The organism is Streptomyces sp. 2A115 (genome assembly GCF_052245575.1).
Taxonomy (GTDB): Bacteria; Actinomycetota; Actinomycetes; order Streptomycetales; family Streptomycetaceae; genus Streptomyces.
Genome location: NZ_JBQQCG010000001.1, coordinates 1 through 21,210 on the forward strand (window position 1 = coordinate 1; position 21,210 = coordinate 21,210).

The 21,210-nt window shown below is 70.9% G+C and carries 18 protein-coding genes, 1 pseudogene and 1 riboswitch; of the genes and pseudogenes, 10 read left to right on the forward strand and 9 right to left on the reverse strand.

The genetic code is table 11. The features are described 5' to 3' along the window. The first annotated feature begins 255 nt into the window (after window positions 1-255). A riboswitch (SAM riboswitch) is annotated at window positions 256-372 on the forward strand. A 195-nt stretch (window positions 373-567) separates the two neighbouring features. Both ACTWQR_RS00005 and ACTWQR_RS00010 read left to right on the forward strand, forming a co-directional pair. After that, a complete protein-coding gene (locus tag ACTWQR_RS00005; protein ID WP_443224716.1) occupies window positions 568-1,929 on the forward strand; it encodes an aminotransferase class V-fold PLP-dependent enzyme in 1,362 nt (453 codons plus the stop codon). A gap of 114 nt (window positions 1,930-2,043) precedes the next feature. Then, window positions 2,044-2,448 (forward strand): annotated as a pseudogene (locus ACTWQR_RS00010) (protein kinase domain-containing protein); the annotation flags it as partial. 107 nt (window positions 2,449-2,555) lie between these two features. On the opposite strand, the gene ACTWQR_RS00015 reads toward ACTWQR_RS00010, so the two are convergent. The 7 genes from ACTWQR_RS00015 to ACTWQR_RS00045 form a co-directional block, all read right to left on the reverse strand. Then, complete coding sequence (locus ACTWQR_RS00015) at window positions 2,556-3,725, reverse strand: glycerate kinase family protein (RefSeq protein ID WP_443224717.1); 1,170 nt, start codon at window positions 3,723-3,725, stop codon at window positions 2,556-2,558. 57 nt (window positions 3,726-3,782) lie between these two features. Beyond that, window positions 3,783-5,204 carry an SLC13 family permease gene (locus ACTWQR_RS00020; protein WP_443224995.1) on the reverse strand — a complete coding sequence of 474 codons (1,422 nt, stop codon included), beginning with the start codon at window positions 5,202-5,204 and terminating at the stop codon, window positions 3,783-3,785. Window positions 5,205-5,376: 172 nt separating this feature from the next. After that, window positions 5,377-6,039: a response regulator transcription factor gene (locus tag ACTWQR_RS00025; RefSeq protein WP_443224718.1), complete on the reverse strand. Its 663-nt coding sequence runs from the start codon at window positions 6,037-6,039 to the stop codon at window positions 5,377-5,379. Window positions 6,040-6,067: 28 nt separating this feature from the next. Next, window positions 6,068-7,612, reverse strand: coding sequence for a sensor histidine kinase (locus ACTWQR_RS00030; protein ID WP_443224719.1), 1,545 nt, complete (start codon window positions 7,610-7,612; stop codon window positions 6,068-6,070). Continuing rightward, window positions 7,548-7,826, reverse strand: coding sequence for a small secreted hydrophilic protein (locus tag ACTWQR_RS00035; protein WP_443224720.1), 279 nt, complete (start codon window positions 7,824-7,826; stop codon window positions 7,548-7,550). The genes ACTWQR_RS00030 and ACTWQR_RS00035 overlap by 65 nt, the downstream gene beginning before the upstream one ends. 166 nt (window positions 7,827-7,992) lie before the next feature. Then, window positions 7,993-8,274, reverse strand: a complete 282-nt coding sequence (locus ACTWQR_RS00040; protein WP_363112087.1) for an Lrp/AsnC family transcriptional regulator — start codon at window positions 8,272-8,274, stop codon at window positions 7,993-7,995. Further along, window positions 8,271-9,002 (reverse strand): rhomboid family intramembrane serine protease, encoded by a 732-nt coding sequence (locus ACTWQR_RS00045; RefSeq protein WP_443224721.1) that lies wholly within the window; start codon window positions 9,000-9,002, stop codon window positions 8,271-8,273. The genes ACTWQR_RS00040 and ACTWQR_RS00045 overlap by 4 nt, the downstream gene beginning before the upstream one ends. A gap of 264 nt (window positions 9,003-9,266) precedes the next feature. Here ACTWQR_RS00045 and ACTWQR_RS00050 point away from each other — a divergent pair, with 264 nt between their 5' ends. From ACTWQR_RS00050 to ACTWQR_RS00070, 5 genes are all read left to right on the forward strand, one after another. Further along, window positions 9,267-9,506: a hypothetical protein gene (locus tag ACTWQR_RS00050; protein ID WP_033327390.1), complete on the forward strand. Its 240-nt coding sequence runs from the start codon at window positions 9,267-9,269 to the stop codon at window positions 9,504-9,506. A gap of 35 nt (window positions 9,507-9,541) precedes the next feature. Further along, complete coding sequence (locus tag ACTWQR_RS00055; protein ID WP_443224722.1) at window positions 9,542-10,891, forward strand: NYN domain-containing protein; 1,350 nt, start codon at window positions 9,542-9,544, stop codon at window positions 10,889-10,891. A 306-nt stretch (window positions 10,892-11,197) separates the two neighbouring features. Then, window positions 11,198-12,241: an NlpC/P60 family protein gene (locus tag ACTWQR_RS00060; RefSeq protein WP_443224723.1), complete on the forward strand. Its 1,044-nt coding sequence runs from the start codon at window positions 11,198-11,200 to the stop codon at window positions 12,239-12,241. 251 nt (window positions 12,242-12,492) lie between these two features. Then, on the forward strand, window positions 12,493-13,509 hold the full coding sequence (locus ACTWQR_RS00065) for an NlpC/P60 family protein (RefSeq protein WP_443224724.1): 1,017 nt from the start codon (window positions 12,493-12,495) through the stop codon (window positions 13,507-13,509). 32 nt (window positions 13,510-13,541) lie between these two features. Further along, window positions 13,542-14,765 carry a hypothetical protein gene (locus ACTWQR_RS00070; RefSeq protein ID WP_443224725.1) on the forward strand — a complete coding sequence of 408 codons (1,224 nt, stop codon included), beginning with the start codon at window positions 13,542-13,544 and terminating at the stop codon, window positions 14,763-14,765. Window positions 14,766-14,967: 202 nt separating this feature from the next. On the opposite strand, the gene ACTWQR_RS00075 is transcribed toward ACTWQR_RS00070, so the two are convergent. Beyond that, window positions 14,968-16,200: a glycosyltransferase 87 family protein gene (locus ACTWQR_RS00075; protein WP_443224726.1), complete on the reverse strand. Its 1,233-nt coding sequence runs from the start codon at window positions 16,198-16,200 to the stop codon at window positions 14,968-14,970. A 194-nt stretch (window positions 16,201-16,394) separates the two neighbouring features. On the opposite strand from ACTWQR_RS00075, the gene ACTWQR_RS00080 reads away from it, so the two are divergent. Beyond that, the gene (locus ACTWQR_RS00080; RefSeq protein WP_443224727.1) at window positions 16,395-17,537 is read left to right on the forward strand and encodes a glycosyltransferase family 4 protein; all 1,143 of its coding nucleotides are present in this window, start codon (window positions 16,395-16,397) and stop codon (window positions 17,535-17,537) included. A gap of 164 nt (window positions 17,538-17,701) precedes the next feature. On the opposite strand, the gene ACTWQR_RS00085 is transcribed toward ACTWQR_RS00080, so the two are convergent. Beyond that, a complete protein-coding gene (locus ACTWQR_RS00085; protein ID WP_443224728.1) occupies window positions 17,702-19,498 on the reverse strand; it encodes an AMP-dependent synthetase/ligase in 1,797 nt (598 codons plus the stop codon). Window positions 19,499-19,795: 297 nt separating this feature from the next. Between ACTWQR_RS00085 and ACTWQR_RS00090 the strand changes: the two genes are divergently transcribed. Both ACTWQR_RS00090 and ACTWQR_RS00095 read left to right on the forward strand, forming a co-directional pair. Further along, window positions 19,796-20,587, forward strand: coding sequence for a metallophosphoesterase family protein (locus tag ACTWQR_RS00090; protein ID WP_443224729.1), 792 nt, complete (start codon window positions 19,796-19,798; stop codon window positions 20,585-20,587). A 146-nt stretch (window positions 20,588-20,733) separates the two neighbouring features. Further along, window positions 20,734-21,177: an SRPBCC family protein gene (locus tag ACTWQR_RS00095; protein WP_443224730.1), complete on the forward strand. Its 444-nt coding sequence runs from the start codon at window positions 20,734-20,736 to the stop codon at window positions 21,175-21,177. The last annotated feature ends 33 nt before the right edge of the window (window positions 21,178-21,210 follow it).

Below are 21,210 nucleotides of genomic sequence, written 5' to 3' on the forward strand. Positions count from 1 at the left end.
CGAAGCCTTGGGGGCTGGGCGTGTGGGGATGTTAGGGGGGTACGTGTTGGTCGCCCCAAGGGTTTTTCGCCCCCGCCGCCCCTACCCGTCCCATCCTTCTTGGGCTCCGCCCCAGACCCCGCCAGGGGGCCGGCCCCGTGGACCCCCGCTCCTCAAACACCGGAGGGGCTGATTCCCAGCCCCTCCGGCGGGGCGAATCCCGCTATCCGGACACCGGGGTTGCGTCCGGAAGATCGTGTGGCAAGATGCTTGGCAGGTCATGAGCGACAGCCATCAGGCCCCGGCCGGCTGTCCGGCAACCCTCCGTCCGTGGCGGGGTGCCCCGGGTGAAGACCAGGCCGTAGGCAGTGAGGTCTACGGCAAGCGCGGACCCCTCGCACTCTTCTGAGTGGACAGCCCAGGGGTCCTGGTCGTTCGAGGGAGCCTTCTGTGAGCAAGCGAATGCGATAGGGCGTAGAGCCCCGCCTCCGCATACCCCGTTCACCTTTTCCTGTGCCGTTGACGAAGCCGCCCCCTCCGGGCGCTGTCCGGCACGGTGATTCCGCCTGCGCCTCACAGGAGTTCGCCATGTCTGTCTCCACCATCGCCGTCAGCCAGTCGCTTTGTGCCCCGCTGCCCGTTCTGGGCCGGGATGTCACCGTCCCGCTCGTCACCGGCGGCGAAGTCACGTACGCCGCGCTCGACTACGCCGCCAGCGCCCCGGCCCTCCAGCGGGTGTGGGACGACGTGGCCGCGTACGCCCCGTACTACGGGAGCGTGCACCGGGGCGCCGGATACCTGTCGCAGCTGTCCACCGACCTCTTCGAGAACGCCCGCACGACCGTCGCCGAGTTCCTGGACTGCCGGGACGGTGACCAGGTCGTCTTCACCCGGTCCACCACCGACTCGCTGAACCTGCTCGCCGCCGCCCTCCCCGCCGACTGCCAGGTCTTCGTCTTCGAGACCGAGCACCACGCGTCGCTGCTGCCGTGGCGCGAGGCCCGGGTGACGTACCTCAACGCGCCCCGTACACCGGGCGAGGCCGTCGCGACGCTGGAGCGGGCGCTCACCGACCGGGACGCCGACGGCGCGGCGCTCGTGTGCGTCACGGGCGCGTCGAACGTCACCGGCGAGCTGTGGCCCGTACGGGAACTGGCCGCCGCCGCGCACGCGCACGGCGCACGGATCGTGCTCGACGCGGCCCAGCTCGCGCCCCATCACCCCGTCTCCGTACGGGAGTTGGACGTCGACTGGGTCGCCTTCTCCGGGCACAAGCTGTACGCGCCGTTCGGCTCCGGTGTGCTCGCCGGGCGCTCGGACTGGCTGCGCGAGGCCGAGCCGTACCTCGCGGGCGGCGGCGCGAGCCGGAAGGTGTCGCGGCGGGCGGACGGCGGGGTGGACGTGGAGTGGCACGAGAGCGCCGCCCGTCATGAGGCCGGGTCGCCCAACGTCATCGGCGTCTACTCCATCGCCTCCGCCTGCAAGGCGTTGAGCGAGGCCGGCTTCGACACGCTCGTCGCCCGCGAGCAGCAGCTCATCGACACCGTCCGGGCCGGTCTCGCCGAGGTGCCCGAGGTGCGTGTGCTTTCGCTCTTCGGCGACGACGCCCCGCGCGTCGGCGTCATCTCCTTCGTCGTCGACGGCTGGAACAGCTCGCACTTCGCGGCCGCGCTCTCCGCGGAGTACGGCATCGGGGTGCGGGACGGGCTGTTCTGCGCCCACCCCCTCGTCCGTACCCTCCTCGGCAGCGACCCGGAGACACAGGGCGAGTGCGGCGCCCCCGAGGTGGCGGCCGGCGAGAAGTCGCTCAATGCCATTCGGGTCAGCTTCGGGGCGGGGACGCCCGATGAGCACGTGGAGCGGTTCGTCCGGGCCGTGCGGGAGCTCGTGAGCGAGGGCGCGCGCTGGAACTACCGCACGGTGGACGGGCGTTGCGTCCCGGCGGTGTGACCCCGCGGAGGGTGTCCCGCGCGTTCGTCCGGCCACTGCCCTGACGCGTATCCGGCGTATACGCTCCTTTTGGACGGCCGTTCGGATCGCACGACCGGACAGGGGGAGTACGGGGTGCTGCAGACGTTGCGCGAGACGGATCCTCGGCGGATCGGGCCGTACGCGGTTCTGGGCAGACTCGGCGCGGGCGGCGTGGGCGAGGTCTATCTCGCCGAGTCGTCCGCCGGTCCGCGGCTGGCGGTGAAGGTGGTGCGCGCCGAGCACGCGCAGGACCGTACCTTCCGGGCCCGGTTCCGGCAGGAGGTGCGGGCCGCGCAGACCGTGGGCGGGGCCGGGACGTACACCGCGCGGGTGGTGGACGCGGACACCGAGGGTGAACGGCCCTGGATGGCCACGGAGTTCGTGGACGGGCCGAACCTGCGCGATGCCGTCCTGGACCACGGCGCGTTGCCCGAGGACGCGGTGCGCGTCCTCGCGGCGGCCCTCGGCGAGGCGCTGACCGCGATCCACGCGAAGGGCCGTTGGCACCGCCGACGGCATCGCCGCGCTCGACACGACCGCCTGGGTCCGTACGACCGCCTGGGTCCGTATGACCGCCTGGGCCTGTACGACCGACCGGGCTGTCGTCACACGCTCGCCCCTCTCGGCAGGCCGGCCCCCAGCAGGATCATCCGCAGCGCCCGCTCGGTCGCGTCCGTGAGGAGTTCGGCGGCGCGCAGGAAGGCCTCGGCGCGGGCCATCGGGGCGGGCAGGATCCCGGTGAAGGCGTCCACGCCCGGCACCGTGTGCGCGCCCTCGCCGAGCGTGCCCGCCAGGGCGAGGACCGGGCGCCCGTGCAGCTTGGCTCGGCGGGCCACCTCGGCCGGGACCTTGCCGCGCGGCGTCTGGTGGTCCAGGGCTCCCTCGGCGGTGACGACCAGGTCGGCGCGGGCGAGGCGGGCGTCCAGGTCGAGATGGTCGAGCAGCACCTCGAAGCGGGGGAGGAGGCGGGCGCCGAGAGCGGCGAGGCCCGCGCCCAGGCCGCCGGAGGCGCCGGTTCCGCGGCCGTGACGGAGATCGGTGCCGTTGTTGCCGAGGTCGCGGGTGAGGACGTACGCCCAGTTCTCCAGGGCCGCGGACAGCGCCTCGACCTGTGCGGGGGTCGCGCCCTTCTGCGGACCGAAGACCCGGGCGACGCCGCGCTCGCCGCACAGCACGTTGTACGGGTTGCAGGCGACCAGCAGGTCGACGTCCTTGAGGCGGGGGTCGAGGCCGACGGGGTCGACGCGGTGCAGGCGGATCAATTCCCGTCCGCCGTGCGGGAGTTCGAAGCCGTCCGCGTCGAGCAGTCGGGCTCCGAGTGCCTGGAGCGCGCCGGCGCCACCGTCCGACGTACCGGAGTCGCCACAGCCGACGAGGACGCGGCGTACGCCCGAGTCGAGGGCGGCGCGGATCAGTTCGCCGACGCCGTACGTGGTCGTCGCGCCCGGGTCGCGCAGGCCGTGCGGGACGAGGGAGAGCCCCGCGACCGCCGCCATCTCCACGACGGCCGTGTCCCCGGAGCCGGAGCCGAGCAGCGCGAAGTGGGTGCCCACGGGCTCGCCGAGCGGGCCGGTGGCGGGCAGGGCGACCAGGCGGCCGCCGGTGGCCGAGGCGAGGGCCCGGGCCGTGCCCTCGCCGCCGTCGACCAGGGGGATCAGGTCGACCTCGGCGTTCGGTACGACGCGGCGTACGCCCGCCGCGATGGCGTCGGCGGCGGCCTGGGCGGACAGGGACTCCTTGAAGCCGCTGGGGGCGACGGCGAAACGGGTCAGCATGGTGGGGCTCCTTCAGGGCTTCAGGACTCGGGGCTTCAGGACTCTGGGCTTGGGAACTCAGGGCTTCAGGACGGGCACGCCGAGCAGCGGCCACACGGCGAGGGCGAAGAGCAGGACGAGCGCGGCGGTCAGCGGGGCCAGTACGGCGGACAGGCGCAGCAGGTCGCGCGGGGTGTAGGTCGGCGTGCCCGGTATCTCGGCGAACAGGGTCACCGGTTTCGCCGAGGCCGGAAGCGTGTGGCAGAAGCCCGCCGCGGCGGTGGACGCCAGCGCGGCCGCGACCGGGTTGACCCCCGCCCCCACGGCCGCCGCGACGACCAGCGGGACGAGCACCGACGAACGGGCGGAACGGGACTGGAGGACGAGGTGGGCCGCCGTGCTCACCGCGACGACGAGAGCGAGGAGGAGCCATGGCTCCACACCCACCGGCAACCCGGAGACCAGCCACTCCGCCGCCCCCGAGTCCGCGAGCGCGACGCCCATCGCCATCGTCGCGGCCATGAAGAGAAGCAGCGCCCAGGGAACGGTCTTCAGGGCGTCCTTCAGCCGTACGGTCCCGAGCGCGGGTGAGGCCGCGACGACCGCGCCGATCAGGGCGACGACCGCGGGCGACACCTGGTGGAGCGGTTCGCTGCACCACAGCGCGACCACGGTCGCGAGGAGCAGCGCGCAACGCGACTCGGTCGGCGACCAGGGACCGGTGACCGGCTGCTCGCTGTGCCGCTGGATGTCATCGGCCGTGATCCGTACGGGACTTCGGCGGTCCGAGCGCCGCGTGCTGGTCAACAGCACCGCCTCGGCGGCCAGATGGGAGGACGCCACCGCCAGCGGCAAGCCGAGCAGCAGCCACTGCGTGAAGCCGATCCGGTCCCCGGTCGTCTCCCAGAGCACTGACACCGTGATCAGATGGGCACCCGCACCGATCAGAGTCGCCACCGCGGACAACAGGATCACGGTCGGGAACAGCAACGCCAGCATCACGACCAGTCGCTTCCGGTCGGCCAGCGCCTTGGCGAGCGCGAGGAACACCGGCAGCGCGAGCGCCGCCCGACCGGAGGTCGCGGGGACGGCGAAGGCCGTCACGACCAGCGCGGCCGTGGTCAGATGCACCAGCTGCCGGACGGTACGTGCCCCGCCCACCAAAAACGCCGCCGTCCGCCCCGCGAGCCCCGTCCGGGTCACCGCCGCCGCGAGCACGAAGGCGCAGATCAGCAGCCAGACCGTCGAGTCGCCAAGGGTGCCGAAGAGCGTCTCGCTGCTGATCACCCCGGTCACCGTGAGCGCGAGTCCCGCGCCCAGGGCGATGTACGTGTCGTCGATGGGCGTACCGATCCACGCGCAGGTCGCCAGGGCGAAGACGCCGAGCGTCAGGCGGGCGTCGCCGTCGAGCCCGGGGAAGTTGCCGGGCACGACCAGCAGGGCGCAGAGGCTCAGGGCCACGCACAGGGTGACGGCTTGTCGGATTTGCTGGGAGGTCAGGCTCACGACACTCAGCGTTCAGCTGGGCGGTGAGCCGTCGATGAGCCGCACATGAAGGAAGCTTCACGGGCCCCGATAGGGGCGCGGGGCTGTGACATTGTGCGGCTCCGCCGCGTGGGCGCGACCAGCCAGGGACGGTCCGAAGTCGTCAGTCAACCGGTCGACGGAACACTCACACCGGCAGCCGATACCCCATACCCCGAACCGTCTCCACCCTCTCCGCACCCAACTTCTTCCGCAGCGAACGCACATACACATCAACGATGTTGGACCCGGGATCGAAGTCGTACCCCCACACATGCGACAGGATCTGCTCGCGCGACAACACCTGCCCGGGATGCCGCAGAAACAGCTCCAGCAACACGAACTCACGGGCCGTGAGGTCAACCGTCTGCTCGCCGGCCCGAGCCCGCCGCGTACGCAGATCCAGGGTCAGGTCACCACCGCGCAGCACGGTGACCTCGGGCGCCCCGGCCGCCGTACGCAGCCGCAGTCGCACCCGGGCGAGGAGTTCCTCGAAGCGGAACGGCTTGGTCATCCAGTCGTCGGCGCCGCCTTCCAGGCCCGCCACGGTGTCGCGTACGGAGTCCCGTGCGGTCAGCACGATCACCGGGACCGTCACACGGGCCTCGCGCAGTTCGCGCAGCACCGTGAAGCCGTCCCGGCCGGGCAGCCCGATGTCGAGGATCATCAGGTCGAAGCCGCCGGTCAGCGCGTACTCGTAGGCCGAGTCGCCGTCCGCGACGACGGTCGTGGTGAAGCCGCCCGCGCGCAGGCCCTTCTCGACGAAGGACGCGATGCGCTCCTCGTCCTCGACGATCAGGATGCGTTTCATGTCCAACCGGCCTTTCCCGTACGGGTATTCATGTGCGATCCGGCTCCGGGACGAGGTCCGGTACGCGGTCCGACACGAGGTCCAGCGTGAGCACGAGAGTGGCGCCGCCCCCCGCCGTCTCCCGCAGCCGCACCTGGCCGCCCCGGTGTCCCTCCGCGATCGCCCGCACGATCGCGAGCCCGAGCCCGGCTCCGCTGCCCCGGGTGCCGCGCCGGGCGGTGCCCCGGCGGAACCTTTCGAAGATCACCTCGGCGTCCTGCGGCTGCACACCCGGGCCGGAGTCGGCGACGTACAGCTCGACGCGATCGCCGGCGACGCGCGAGCCTATGCGGACGGACTGGCCGGGGACGGTGTGCTGCACGGCGTTCTGCGCGAGCTGCACCATGGCCTGCGTGATCCGCTGCGGGTCCAACTGGGCCTCGCCGTCCGCGACTTCGGCCAGCTCCCAGTGACGGTCGCCGAGCGTGCGGGCCTTGACGAAGACGTCGGCGGTGAGTTCGGCGAGCTGCACGGGCTCGGGCGTGACGAAGTCGGGCCGCTCGGCCTTGGCGAGCAGCAGCAGGTCCTCGACGATGCGGCTCATCCGGTCCAGCTCGTCGGTGACCAGCCGGACCGTCTCCTCGCGCTCGGCCGGGTCGTCGCCCATCAGCTCCAGATGGCCGCGCACGATGGTGATCGGAGTACGCAGCTCGTGCCCCGCGTCGTCGACGAACTCGCGCTGGGCCGCGAAGGCGCGCTCCAGGCGGTCGAGCATCGCGTTGAACGTCTCGGCGAGCGACGCGATGTCGTCGTGACCGCGGACCGGGATGCGGCGGGTGAGGTCCTGTTCGGTGAGCTGCGCGGCGGCGGTACGGACCAGGCGTACGGGCTTGAGGATCCGCCCGGCCACCACCCAGCCGATACCCGTCGTCATCAGCAGCGCGACTCCGCAGATGGCGAGCAGGATGCGGAAGACCTGGTCCGCGCGGTCCTGCTCGCGCCCCGGGTGGAAGGCGACGACGAAGGCGGCCTCCGGTTCGCCGCCCGGGCGGGCGATGGCGACCTTGGCCCAGCGGATGTCACCGGCGGAGCGGTGGAGCGTGCCGGTTGAGTCGGCCGACGCGAAGATCTCGCTACGGGCCGCCGAGTCCCGGTGCAGGGGCAGCCGCACCGGGATCTCCCGATCCTGGACGATCTTCGCGGGATCCGTGCCCGGGCGCTCCACAAGCCCCATCAGCTCCTCGTCCGGGTCGGCGTACTGCCGCTGCAGGAAGACCCACAGCAGCCGGCCCGGATCGGTGAACGGCCGCCCGGTCTCGGGGTCCACACCCCGCTCCTCGAAGTTCGCGAACTCACCCGCCTCCTGGGCGAGTAAACCGCTGACGCGGGAGTCGACGTCCCGCAGGAGGATCGAGCGGGTGGTCGTGGCCACGGCGGCGAAGGCGACCGCCATCACGAGCAGCAGCCAGAGCAGGATGCGGACCCGGGCGGAGATCCGCCGGCGGGCGGGACCGGGAGCGGATACGGGCTCAGCCGTCGTCACCGGGTCCGTCGTCGCCCGCTCCGTCACTCGCGCCGCCGCTGTCGTCGTCATCGTCGTCACTCACCGGAGGCCGGGACACGACCTCGTCACTCGGCGTCGGCTTGATGGTCGTAGGCGTCGCCGACGGCGACCCGCTGTCCAGCTCCACCTTGGGCGGCACCTTGGGGGACTCCGGGCTGTCGGTCAGGGCGTAACTGGTGGCGGCGATCCCCAGAGGAATCGCCACAACAGCGGCGAGAGCCGCCATCCGATGGGAGAAGGCCATGAGGGGATCCTGCGGCGGGTACCCGTCCGGCCGGATGAGCCCCGGATGAAGAACCCTTCATCTGTCGAGTCACCTGGCGATCAGCGCGCCCCCGAATGGGCGCGGGGAACTGCGCGACCAGCCAAAACGACCGGCACACGACGCACAACCCGCTCCCGCGAAGCGATCAGTTGTCCAGCCCAATGGCAAACGCGGCCTCGAGATCATGCTGCGAGTACGTACGGAACGCGACGTGCGTGTCCGTACCCTCCACCCCCGGAATCTTGCTGATCTGCCCAGGAATGATGTCCGCAAGATCGTCATGGGCCTTCACCCGGACCATGGCGATCAAGTCATACGTCCCGGTCACGGAGAACACCTCGCTGACGGAGTCCAACGCCGCGATCGACTCGGCGATCTCGGGGATCCGGTCCACGCTGGTCTTGATGAGCACGATCGCGGTGATCACGACTGGTTTTCTCCCTCGGTGGCCGTCGCTGGGGATTTCACTCTAGCCGGATGGCGAAACCTCACCCACGCGTAGAGGAAGCCCAGCGAGAACCCCAGCAGATGTGCCAGATACGCGACCCCGGGTCCCTGGGAGTCGCGGCTGGCGGCCAGCCACTGGAGCGAGACCCAGAACGGCAGCACCAGCCAGGCGGGAAACCGCAGCGGCAGGAAGAAGAGGAACGGGAAGAGACTGGTCACCCGCGCTTTGGGGAACAGGTAAAGGAACGCGCCGAGGACCGCGGAGATCGCTCCGGAAGCCCCGACCAGCGTCTGCGCGGAGCCGGCATGGGCGGCCGCGTAGCCGAGCAGGGCGAGATAGCCGCAGCCCACATAGAAGAGGGCGAACTCAATGTGGCCCATCCTCTCCTCGGCCATCGCCCCGAAGACGTAGAGGAAGAGCATGTTGCCGAGGAGATGCAGCCAGCTGCCGTGCACGAAGAGCGCGGTGGCCGGGGTGGCGGCGGCCCGCGGTGCCCCGGCGAACAGTTCGACCGGCACCACACCCCAGCGCTCGAAATAGGCCCGCTGCGCGGAAAGGAGCTCGTCACCGGTGCCGTACGCGGTACTGAGACCCGAGGCCGGACCGATCAGAAAGATCAGACAGCACAGGATGATCAGTCCGTGGGTCACGGGTGCGGACTGCCTCAGGACCGCCTTGACGGCGGACGTACACCAGCTGCCGATCATGGGACAGAGCATGACGTAAGAGGACCGACCCGCACAGGCTGCCTCGCCGCTTCGCGCTCCTTCGAGGGCGTGGGGCTGTGACATTGTGTGGCTCCGCCGCGTGGGCGCGACCAGCCAAGGACGGCCCGCACCTTACAAACCCCACGGCTTCCGAACGGCGCTTCCCGCGGAGCGCACCGTACCCGCCAGGCCGTAGGGTTACGTGCCACACGCTCCAGGGAAGCTGGTGCGGCACGGAGACCAGGAAAGAGAGCGACTGCCACGATGACGGTTCCCCTGCCGACTGCCGAGACCCGGTGGCGCTGCACGCTCTGCGGCAACCTCACGCGGTTCGACGTGACCCGTTCGTCGAAGGTCGTCGAGTACGTGCACCTGGACCTGGCCGGTGAGCCGAAGGTCGAGGAGCGCGAGGTGGTCAGTGAGACCATCGAGTCGGTGCGCTGCCGCTGGTGCAACGCGGTGGATCAGGTGGAACTGGTGGACAGGCCGGGCGCCGGCTCCTGACAGGAGCGGGCCCCGCACGGACGATGGGGTGACGGATGGTGGAGACCAAAGGCGGGGAGCCGGACGACGGCGCCGCTGAGGTGCTCGACCGTCCGCTGCCCGACGGCGTGCGCCGCAGAGTCGTACAGATCGTCTCGGACGGCTTCGGCGGACTGACCGTGGCCGAACTGCCCGGGCAATTGCGGCAGTACGCCCGTTTCGCCCCCAATCGCCGTGCCAAGTTCGCGGGCAACGCGATGGCGGCGGCGCTGGAGACGGACCCGCTGTTCAGGCAGCGCATCGCCGAGAAGCTCAGGGAAGCCCAGGCGGAGCTCGCCGGCGCCCTCGACGCGGGCTCGCCGCCCCCGGCCGCGGACCCGCTGGACGTGGCGGCCGCGGCCTATGTGCTGCGGCCCACGGGCTGGGTGAAGCTGGTGACCGCCGCGGGCGAGGAGGCCCTGCGGGCGGACGCCGAGCGCGTCGACGAGGAGACCCGTGCCGAGCTGGAGCGGCTGCGCGAGGAGCTCGCCGAGGCCCGCGGCCAGACCCGCGCCGACACGGAACGGCTGCGTGCCGAACTGGACTCGGCGAAGAAGGAAGCTGAATCGCTTCGCCGTAAGCTGCGCTCGGCTCTCAGTGACGTCAAGCGCGGCGAGGCCGCCGTGCGCAAGCTGCGGGGCGAGATGGAGGCCGTACGCGGCGAGGGGCAGGCCCAGGTGTCCGCCGCCGAGAGCGAGACCCGGCGGCTGAAGTCGCGGCTCGGCGAGGTCGAGGCCACGCTGGAGGCCACCCGCCGCGCGGCCCGCGAGGGACGCAGCGTCGAGGACATGCGCGTACGGCTGCTGCTCGACACCGTGCTCGACGCGACCCAGGGGCTGCGGCGTGAACTCGCCCTGCCGCCCGTGTCGGTACGGCCCGCGGAGACCGTGGATGCCGTCGAACCGGGACGAATGACCCCGAAAGACATCGCGACTCGGGCGCTTTCCGAAAACGATCCCGCGATCGTCGACCAGTTGCTCGCGCTGCCGCAGGCGCATCTGGTCGTCGACGGCTACAACGTCACCAAGACCGGCTATCCGCAGATGCCGCTGGAGAAACAGCGGCTCAGACTCCTCGGCCAGCTCTCGCAGCTCGCCGCCCAGACCGGCGCCGAGGTCACCTGTGTCTTCGACGGGGCCGAACTGGCCGCCCCGGTGCTGCTCGCGCCGCCGCGCGGGGTGCGGGTGCTGTTCTCCAAACCGGGTATCACCGCCGACGAGTTGATCCGCCAGCTGGTGCGCGCCGAGCCGCCCGGGCGGCCCGTCATCGTCGTCTCCACCGACCGTGAGGTGGCCGACGGCGTGGCCAAGGCGGGAGCGCGACCGGTGGCCTCCGTGGTGCTGCTCAAGCGTCTCTCGCGGGGCTGAGAACTTCTGCGGCTTACGTCGCATAAGTAACAGACATCCCAAGCGCAACACATGTTCTTCTTGCCCTAATTGGCGAGACCTTCACGCAACGTAGCGTCAAGCCTGCACTACTCGAGGTGAGTTGAGTGTAAAGAAAACGCCCGGTGACCGAGATTTTTATGAGGAGGATTTGAACTGATCACAAGAAGGTCACTAAGGTCGGGCGTCGAACCTTCACTCGGGTGATCACTCATTGGGAGTGACGGTGAAGGGGCACCGCCAACCGGCGTTCTCGGGGGCGGCTGACGTATGAAGGAGCTCGCCTCCGTGGCGTCCCACCGTCGAGCGAAGCAGCCGAGCCGCACCCGTGTGACCGTGCTCACCACCGCTGCTGCTGCCGCTGTGGCCATGAGCTCGCAGGCGGCCAACGCCGCGCCGAGTGAGAAGCCCAGCAAGGACGAGGTCCAGTCCAAGGTCGACAAGCTCTACGAAGAGGCAGAGGCGGCGACCGAGAAGTTCGTCGGGGCCAGGGAGAAGTCCGAGAAGCTCGAGAAGCAGATCGACACCCTGCAGGACAACGTCGCCCGCGGCCAGGAGGAGCTCAACGAGCTGCGCGACGGCCTCGGTCTGATGGCCAACTCCCAGTACCGCACCGGCGCGATAGACCCGTCCGTCCAGCTCTTCCTCTCCTCCGACCCGGACACCTACCTCGACAAGGCGTCCGCGATGGACCAGCTGAGCAGTCAGCAGGTCGAGACCCTGAAGAAGGTCCAGGAGAAGCAGCGCGCGCTCGCCCAGCAGCGCGAGGAAGCCACCGGCAAGCTCCAGGACCTCGCCGACACCCGCGAGACCCTCAAGCAGAAGAAGGACGAGGTCAAGGCCAAGCTGGCCAAGGCCCAGAAGCTGCTCAACACCCTGACGGCCGCGGAGAAGGCGGCCCTCGCCGCCGAGGACGAGCGCGCCAGCCGCGCCGCCGAGCGCGATGCCATCGGCGGCGGGCCCATCAAGCCCGGTTCCGGCCGCGCCGGCTCCGCGTTCTCCGCCGCCCAGGGCAGGCTCGGCTCGCCCTACGTCTACGGCGCCTCCGGCCCCAGCTCCTTCGACTGCTCGGGTCTGACCTCCTGGGCGTACGCCCAGGCCGGTGTCTCCATTCCGCGCACCTCGGAGGCGCAGGCGCAGTACGGCACGCGTATCAACTCGGTGAGCGACCTCCAAGTCGGCGACCTGGTCTTCTTCTTCAGCGACCTGCACCACGTCGGTCTCTACGCCGGCAAGGGCCAGATCATCCACGCTCCGCGCACCGGGACGGTCGTCCGCTACGAGTCGATGAACACGATCGGCGGCCCGTTCATGTGGGGCGTCCGCGTCTGATCCGGATCTGCTCCGGACCCGTCGCCCGGGCCTGCTCCGGATTCGCTGAGAGGCCCCTCGCCACGCCGCCCGAACGGGCGAATTTCCGTACACCCCGCTGACCCCACGCCCCGCTGATGACCTGCGTCTGAGGCGGGGCGTCACGTTGTGTGCACGTGGGGGCCTTTGGCTGCCGCGTAGTCGCACGGCTACTGTCTGCCGCGTTTCCCCCAACTCCGGGGGTCCGTCAGCGGAAGGGAGAGCGGCTTCCTGTGGGGTCCCATCGCCGCCTTGCACCGTCCGGCTTCGACCGGGGCGCCCGAGGCGCCACACTCTGTGTACTGACCGCCGCGGCCGCGGCCCTCGGCGTCCTGCCGGCCGGCGCCGCGCCGCGGGACGACACCCGCGCCGAGGTGGACCGTCTGTACGAAGAGGCCGAGCAGGCCACCGAGGCGTTCAACAAGGCCGACGAGCGCACCGACACACTGCGCGACCAGGTGGGTGAGGCGCAGGACCGGATCGCCAGACAGCAGGACCGCGTCAACACCATGCGGGACGCGCTCGGTTCGCTCGCCGGAGCCCAGTACCGCTCCGGCGGCCTCGACCCCTCCCTGGCGCTGATGTTCTCCGACGACCCCGAGGAGTACCTCGACAAGGCGACCGCGCTGGACCGGATCGGCTCCCGTCAGGCAGGGGAACTCAAGGGCCTCCAAAGCGCCGTGCGCGACCTCTCCCAGCAGCGTGAGGAGGCCACCCGCACACTCGCCGAGCTGGAGAAGAGCCGCAAGGCCGTCGCCCGGCACAAGCGGATCGTCGAGCAGAAGCTGTCCAAGGCGCGTCGGCTGCTCAACTCGATGCCGGAGGCCGATCGCGCCGCCTACGACCGGGCCTCCCGCTCCGGGCGGGACGAGATCCCCGACCTGAGCGGCGTCACCCCGTCCTCCGCGCGGGCGGCCGCCGCCGTCGCGGCCGCCCGGGCGGCGGTCGGCCGCCCGTACGTCTGGGGCGCCAACGGGCCCACCGGCTTCGACTGTTCGGGCCTCATGCAGTGGTCGTACGCGCAGGCCGGTGTCGGTCTGCCGCGCACCTCACAGGCCCAGGCGCAGGCCGGACAGCAGGTGCCGCTCGCGCAGGCGCGGCCCGGCGACCTGGTCACCTACCGCGGTGACGCCAGCCATGTCGGGATGTACATGGGCAACGGCCAGGTGGTCCACGCGCCTTACCCGGGCGCCCCGGTGCGGTACGACCCCGTCGGCATGATGCCGGTCTCGGCCGTGACGCGCCCCTGACCCATCGGCCCCGGCGCCGTACGATCAGGATCGTGGCTGGTCGTGGGCGGGCGCCGAGGTGGGTCGTGGGGCTGCTGCTCCTCGGCCTGGTGGGCCTGGTCGGCTGCGGGGGTGCCGCGGAGCCCGACAGCGCGACCGCGGACGTGCAGCGTGTCCTCGACCGGCGGGCGGCGGCGGTGCGCGACGGCAGTGAGCGGGCGTTCGTGGCGACGGAGGTGCCGAGCTCGGTCGCCGCCGGTGAACGCGCCGCCGCGCGCACCGAGTTCAAGAACCTGCGGACGGTCCCGCTGGCCGCCTGGTCGTACCGCGTCACCGGCTTCCACCGCTCCGGCGACCGCGGCACGGCCGACGCGGAACTCCGCTACCGGGTCGAGGGCTACGACAGGTCGCCCATCGTCGCCGCCCGCACGCTGAGCCTCACCCGGGCCGACGGGCATTGGTACGTGGCTGCCGACCGGCCCGCCAAGGACGCCGGCGAGCAGTTGTGGGAGCAGGGGACCGTCCTGGCCGTCCGTGGCGAGCGCAGCCTCGTCCTGGGCGTCGGGCAGTCCCGCGACAGTCTGCGCGGTTACACGGAGCTGGCCGACCGCGCGGTGCCCACGGTGCGGGAGGCATGGGGCGGCGAGTGGTCGGGGCGGGTCGTCGTCCTCGTACCGAAGTCGCTCGAGGGCATGGCGGGGCTGCTCGGGGCGCCCGCGTCCGGGTACCGGGGGATAGCGGCGGTCACCACGGGTGAGGCGGGGGGTTCCGCGAAGGCGCCCGCGGACCGGATCATCGTCAACCCCGACGCGTACGGCGTCCTCGGCGCCTTCGGCCGGCAGGTCGTGCTCACCCACGAGACGACCCACGTCGCGACCCGCTCCGCGACCTCGGCGGCGACCCCGCTGTGGCTCTCCGAGGGCTACGCGGACTGGGTCGGCTACCGAGGCACCGGTCGTTCGGCGGCGCAGGCCGCGCCCGAGCTGGCACGGGTGGTCTCCGAGGGGCACGTCCCCGCCGCTCTGCCGGACGACGGGGACTTCGGCTTCGACGGGGACGCGGGGTCGCTGGCGCGGGCTTACGAGGGCGGCTGGCTGGCGTGTCGGCTGATCGCCGAGCGGTGGGGCGAGGTGCGGCTGGGCGAGTTCTATCGGGCCGTGGGGGCGCACGAGGAGCGGGCGGGGGCGGTGGAGAGCGCGTTGGGGGATGTTCTGGGTACGACGCTGGAGAAGTTCACGGAGGAGTGGCGGGCGTACTTGGGGGACCGGCTGGGATGAAATCTGCGGGCCGGTTGTGGCTGGTCGCTCCCCAACTCTCGGCTTCTCCCCCACGAGCGGGGACCCCCCATCGCGGCGCAGCCGCACAATGTCCCAGCCCCGCGCCCCTTTGGCTTAAGGGGCGCGCTGGGCCCGGGGTCCGTCTCGCGATGGCGCTCGCCATGGCCGTGCAGTGCGCCGTGGTTCTGCCGTGCCTGCGCCGTCAGGGGGTCAGCGTCTCCTGGGCGCGGGCCGTCTGACTGGGCAGCTTGGCCGGGGGCGCGTACGACACCGTGTCGCGCCAGAGCCGTACGGCCGCGGTGAGGGTCGCGGCGACCAGCAGGCCGTTGCGGACGACGAGCAGCGTGATGCCCAGCCCGTCGCTGGCCACCACGTGCGCGAACCAGATGGGGAACTCCAGGACGGTGAAGAAGCTCGCGGCCAGGACCAGCCACGCCGGCAGCGCCATCCGGCTGCCGCGGAAGACGAGGCACACGGCGGCCAGACCGATCAGCCACACCATGTACTGCGGACTGATCACCCGGCTGGTGGCCGTGAACATGAGCACGGCCACGAACGCGGCGTCCGCGACCGTGTGCGCCAGGAACCGCGTCGCGCACAGCCGCCACACCAGCAGCCAGCCGAAGGCCACCATGGTCAGCAGCAGGGCGGCCGTGCTGACGATGTCGACGTACGGGCCGAGGAACTCCACGGAGCCGTAGTTCAGCAGCACCTGGCCCTCCCAGCCGTGGTGCCGGGCGATGTGGAAGACGAGGGAGCCGAGGGACTCGACCTCGGTTCCGCGATCCCGCTGGAAGGTCAGAAAGGCGAACGAGCCGGGCATCGACACGGCGAACAGCAGCGCGATCGCCCCGGCCGTCACCGCCGCCGCACCCCAGGCCCTCCGCCCGACCGTGCCCAGGAGCAGCAGCGCGGGCCACACCTTCAGCAGCGCGCCGAGGGCGGCGAGCGCCCCCATGACCCGCGGATGCCGGACGCCCGCGAGGAGCGCGGCCACCGCGACGGCCGTCACCATCACGTCGTAGCGGGAGTACACCGTCGGCCCGAGCAGCGGCACGCCCACCACCCACACCCAGGCGCCGCGCAACGACTTGCCGGGGCGCCGGCCCGCGTACAGGAGCAGGGCGAAGGCGATCAGGTCGGCGACGAAGGCGCACACGAAGAACGCCGACGTGTACTCGAGGAACGGCAGCAGACCGGGGGAGAGGATCGCGAGCGCGGCGGCGGGCGGGTACTGCCAGGTCACGTCATCCTGCGGGAATGTGCCGGTGCGCAGGACCTCGTACCAGCCCTGGTAGATCACCGAGACGTCGCTCGTCACGTCCGGGCCGGGGAAGACGTACACCTTGAAGACGAAGAGCAGCAGCACCAGCCTGGTCAGGCCCCAGATCCCAAGCAGTACGTACGGGAACCTGGCCCCCCTTGCTCCCGTCATGCCACCTGTCCCTTTTGCTCTTCCGTACGGATCCTGTGTGCGGCCATGATTCCCTCTGCGGCTGTGCGAGAGCCATGAAGCGCGGCCGTGCGGAGCTGCGAGGTGCGGGTTCGGTACGTTCGGCGCCGTCGACGGCTTTCGGTACCGACGACGACCTTCGGTACTGACGACGACTTTCGGTACTGTCGACGGCGATGCACAAGACCCTGATCGTGACCAACGACTTTCCGCCCAGGCCGGGCGGCATCCAGGCCTTCCTGCACAACATGGCGTTGCGCCTGGAACCCGAGCGACTCGTCGTCTACGCCTCCACGTGGAAGCGGAGCCGGGAAGGTGTCGAGGCGACGGCCGCCTTCGATGCCGAACAGCCCTTCGCCATCGTACGCGACCGAACGACCATGCTATTGCCGACTCCGAGGGTCTCCCAGCGGGCCGTGGGGCTGCTGCGGGAGCACGGCTGCACGTCGGTGTGGTTCGGGGCGGCGGCGCCGCTCGGGCTGCTGGCGCCCGCGCTGCGGAAGGCGGGCGCGGAGCGGCTCGTGGCCACGACCCACGGCCACGAGGCGGGGTGGGCCCAGCTGCCCGCCTCCCGCCAACTCCTGCGCAGGATCGGGGAGTCCACGGACACGATCACGTATCTCGGCGAGTACACGCGGTCGCGGATCGCCACGGCGCTGACGCCGGGCGCGGCCGCGCGGATGGTCCAGCTCCCGCCCGGTGTCGACGAGAAGACCTTCCACCCCGGGTCGGGCGGCGACGCCGTCCGCGCCCGCCTCGGCCTGACCGACCGCCCGGTGGTGGTCTGCGTGTCCCGGCTGGTCCCGCGGAAGGGCCAGGACACCCTCATCCTCGCCATGCCACGCATCCTGGCTCGCGAGCCGGAGGCGGTGCTGCTGATCGTGGGTGGTGGGCCGTACGGGAGGGATCTGCGGAAGCTCGCGTACGAGACCGGGGTCGCCGATTCGGTTCGCTTCACCGGCGCCGTCCCCTGGTCCGAGCTCCCCGCCCACTACGGCGCGGGCGACGTCTTCGCCATGCCCTGCCGCACCCGGCGGGGCGGTCTCGACGTCGAGGGCCTCGGCATCGTCTATCTGGAGGCGTCCGCGACGGGGTTGCCCGTGGTGGCCGGTGACTCCGGCGGGGCGCCGGACGCTGTCCTCGACGGTGAGACGGGCTGGGTTGTCCGGGGCGGCTCCCCGGAGGACGCGGCCGACCGCATCGTCGCGCTCCTGGGCGACGAGGAGCTGCGGCGCCGTATGGGGGAGCGGGGGCGGGAGTGGGTCGAGGAGAAGTGGCGCTGGGATCTGTTGGGTGAGCGGCTCAAGGCGTTGCTGTAGCGCCTACGGGGATGCCGCTTTCGGATTCTTGGCGACCGCGGGCCGGAGGGGGCTTGTCGCTCAGTTCCCCGCCCCCCTGAAAGGGGCGCGGGGAACTGAGCGAGCAACCACCCACAACCGGTGAGTCGCAAGAACACCCCCGCCCCTACGGCGAGAAGGCGCCCTCAGCCCCGATAAATGGCCTCGATCTCGTCGGCGTAGTCCTTCGCCACCACATTGCGCTTGAGCTTCAGAGACGGCGTGAGGTGTCCCGAGTCCTCGGTGAACTGGGCGGACAGAATCCGGAACTTCCGCACCGACTCCGCCTTCGACACCGCCGCGTTCCCGTCGTCGACCGCACTCTGGATCGTGGCGACAAGATCCGCGTCCTGCCGCAGCGACGCCGCGGTCGAGCCGGCGGGCTTCCCGTGCTCGTCGGCCCAACGGCCCAGGAACTCCTCGTCGATGGTGACCAGCGCGCCCACGAACGGCCGCCCGTCGCCCACCACCATGCACTCCGCGACCAGCGCGTGTGCGCGGATGCGGTCCTCGATCACGGCCGGGGCGACGTTCTTGCCGCCCGCGGTGACGATGATCTCCTTCTTGCGGCCGGTGATGCGGAGGTAGCCGTCCTCGTCGAGGGTGCCGATGTCACCGGTGTGGAACCAGCCGTCGGCCAGCGCCTCCTCGGTCGCGCCCTCGTTGTTCCAGTACCCCTTGAACAGGTGCTCGCCGTGCAGCAGCACCTCGCCGTCGTCCGCGATCCGGATCACCGAGCCCGGCAGCGGCTGGCCGACCGTGCCGATCTTCTGCCGGTCCCACGGGTTGAAGGAGGTGGCGGCGCAGGACTCGGTGAGGCCGTAGCCCTCCAGGACGGTGAAACCGATGCCGCGGAAGAAGTGGCCCAGGCGCTCGCCCAGCGGAGCGCCGCCCGAGATCGCGTACTCGCCCTTGCCGCCGAGCACCGCGCGCAGCTTGCTGTAGACGAGTTTGTCGAACGTCTTGTGCTTGATCCTCAGGCCGATGGACGGACCCGACGGGGTGTCCAGGGCGCGGCTGTACGCGATCGCCGTGTCCGCCGCCTTGTCGAAGATCTTGCCCTTGCCGTCCGCCTGGGCCTTGGCCCGCGCCGAGTTGTAGACCTTCTCGAAGACGCGCGGCACACCGAGGATCAACGTCGGCCGGAACGAGGCCAGTTCGTCGGTGAGGTTCTTGATGTCCGGAACGGTGCCCAGCTTGATCGGCGCCATCATCGGCGCGACCTGGACCAGACGTCCGAAGACGTGCGCGAGGGGAAGGAAGAGGAGGACGGAACACTCGCCCGTACGGAACAGGGGGCGCAGCCGCTCCACGATGTTCCCGCACTCCGCGAAGAAGCTGCGGTGGGTGAGGACGCAGCCCTTGGGGCGTCCGGTCGTGCCGCTCGTGTAGACGATGGTCGCCGGGTCGTCGGCCTTGGCGAGCGAGCTGCGCTCCTCGACCGCGGCGTCGGTGACGTCCTTGCCGGCCCGGCCCAGCTCCTCGACACCGCCGGCCTCGATCTGCCAGACGTGCTCGAGGGCGGGCAGGCGGTCGCGTACGGACTCGACGGATGCCGCGTGCGTGTCCAGCTCGACGATGCAGGCGGTCGCGCCCGAGTCGCTGAGGATCCACTGCACCTGCTCGGGAGAGCTGGTCTCGTACACCGGCACGGTGACCCCGCCCGCGCTCCAGATCGCGAAGTCCAGGAGCGTCCACTCGTAGCGCGTACGGGACATCAGGCCGACCCGGTCGCCCGGCTGCAGGCCCGAGGCGATCAGGCCCTTGGCGGCGGCCTGCACCTCGGCGAGGAAGGCGGTGGCCGTGACGTCCGTCCAAGTGCCGCCCACCTTGCGGGCGATGACCGCCACATCGGGATGCTGCGCGGCGTTTCTGCGGACGATGTCGGTCAGATTGCCGTCCGCGGGGACCTCGTACAAAGCCGGAAGGCTGAACTCGCGCAAGACTGCTGCTCCTCATAGGGCGCCGACGCCACGACTTCGTGTGTTGCGACGGAGCGGTCCAAGGGTCGGGCAGGTGCTCGGGGACCCAGATGGTTGAAACCCTGAGCACGACTGGACTGCCCGGACGTTACCCGCCGGTACTGCCTCTACGACAGGGGGGTCGGGCGAGATGTTCCCCGCGTCACACGTGTTGGCGTTCCTTCGCGCACAGTAGTCCAACTCGTTACTGACCGGAAAGTAACCGCAGGTCCCACCATGTCTACTCACGTTTGCTCCACAGGCTTACCCTTGATCGCCATGGCAGGCACATACGCGGGTACCCCCAGAACGCGCATCCACGTCGTCAGCGACGTACACGGGAACGCGCGTGACCTGGCCAGAGCCGGGGACGGCGCGGACGCCCTGATCTGCCTGGGCGATCTGGTGCTCTTCATCGACTACGCCGACCACTCGCGCGGCATCTTCCCCGACCTGTTCGGCACCGAGAACACGGACCGCATCGTCGCGCTCCGCACCGCCCGCGACTACGAGGAGGCGCGCGAGTTCGGCCGACGGCTGTGGGCGGGCGTCGATCGTGGTCCCGCCATCGAGAAGGCCGTGCGCAAGCAGTACGCCGAGTTGTTCGCCGCGTTCCCGACGCCGACGTACGCGACCTACGGCAATGTCGACATGCCAACCCTGTGGTCGGAGTACGCCGGACCCGGTACCACCGTGCTCGACGGGGAGCGCGTCGAGATCGGCGGCCGGGTCTTCGGGTTCGTCGGTGGTGGGCTGCGGACTCCGATGAGTACGCCGTACGAGATCAGCGACGAGGAGTACGCGGCGAAGGTCGAGGCCGTCGGCGAGGTCGACGTGCTGTGCACGCACATTCCGCCGGAGGTGCCCGAGCTCGTCTACGACACGGTGGCACGGCGCTTCGAACGGGGGAGCCGGGCACTGCTCGACGCGATTCGGCGGACCCGGCCGAGGTACGCGCTCTTCGGGCACGTCCATCAACCCCTCGCGCGGCGGATGCGGCTGGGGGCCACGGAGTGCGTCAACGTGGGGCACTTCGCCGGATCCGGGAAGCCGTGGGTGCTCGAGTGGTGAGGGCGCCGGGCCCCGAGACGGCTCGGCGGGCCCGAGGGTGGTGACCTGCCCACCGCGCGGTAGCCTTCACGCTGCATGCACAGGTAAGAACCTTTCGTACCGCGATAAACACCCCTGTCCGGACCGCATCTGGAGGAGCCACGGCGATGGCGGAACACACCAGCTCGAGCATCACGATCGAGGCGGCACCGGCCGACGTCATGGGAGTGATCGCCGACTTCGCCCGTTACCCGGACTGGACGGGCGAGGTGAAGGAAGCGGAGGTGCTCGCCGCCGACGGCCAGGGCCGCGCCGAGCAGGTGCGTCTCGTCATGGACGCGGGCGCCATCAAGGACGACCAGACCCTGGCGTACACCTGGACCGGCGAGCACGAGGTCTCCTGGACGCTGGTCAAGTCCCAGATGCTCCGGTCGCTGGACGGTTCGTACATCCTCAAGCCCGCGGGTTCGGGCGCGACCGAGGTCACCTACCAGCTCACCGTCGACGTCAAGATCCCCATGCTGGGCATGATCAAGCGCAAGGCGGAGAAGGTCATCATCGACCGGGCGCTGGCGGGGCTGAAGAAGAGGGTCGAGACGGGCGGCGAGTAGTGCCACGCCGGTACCGGCGCGGCACCGCGTACC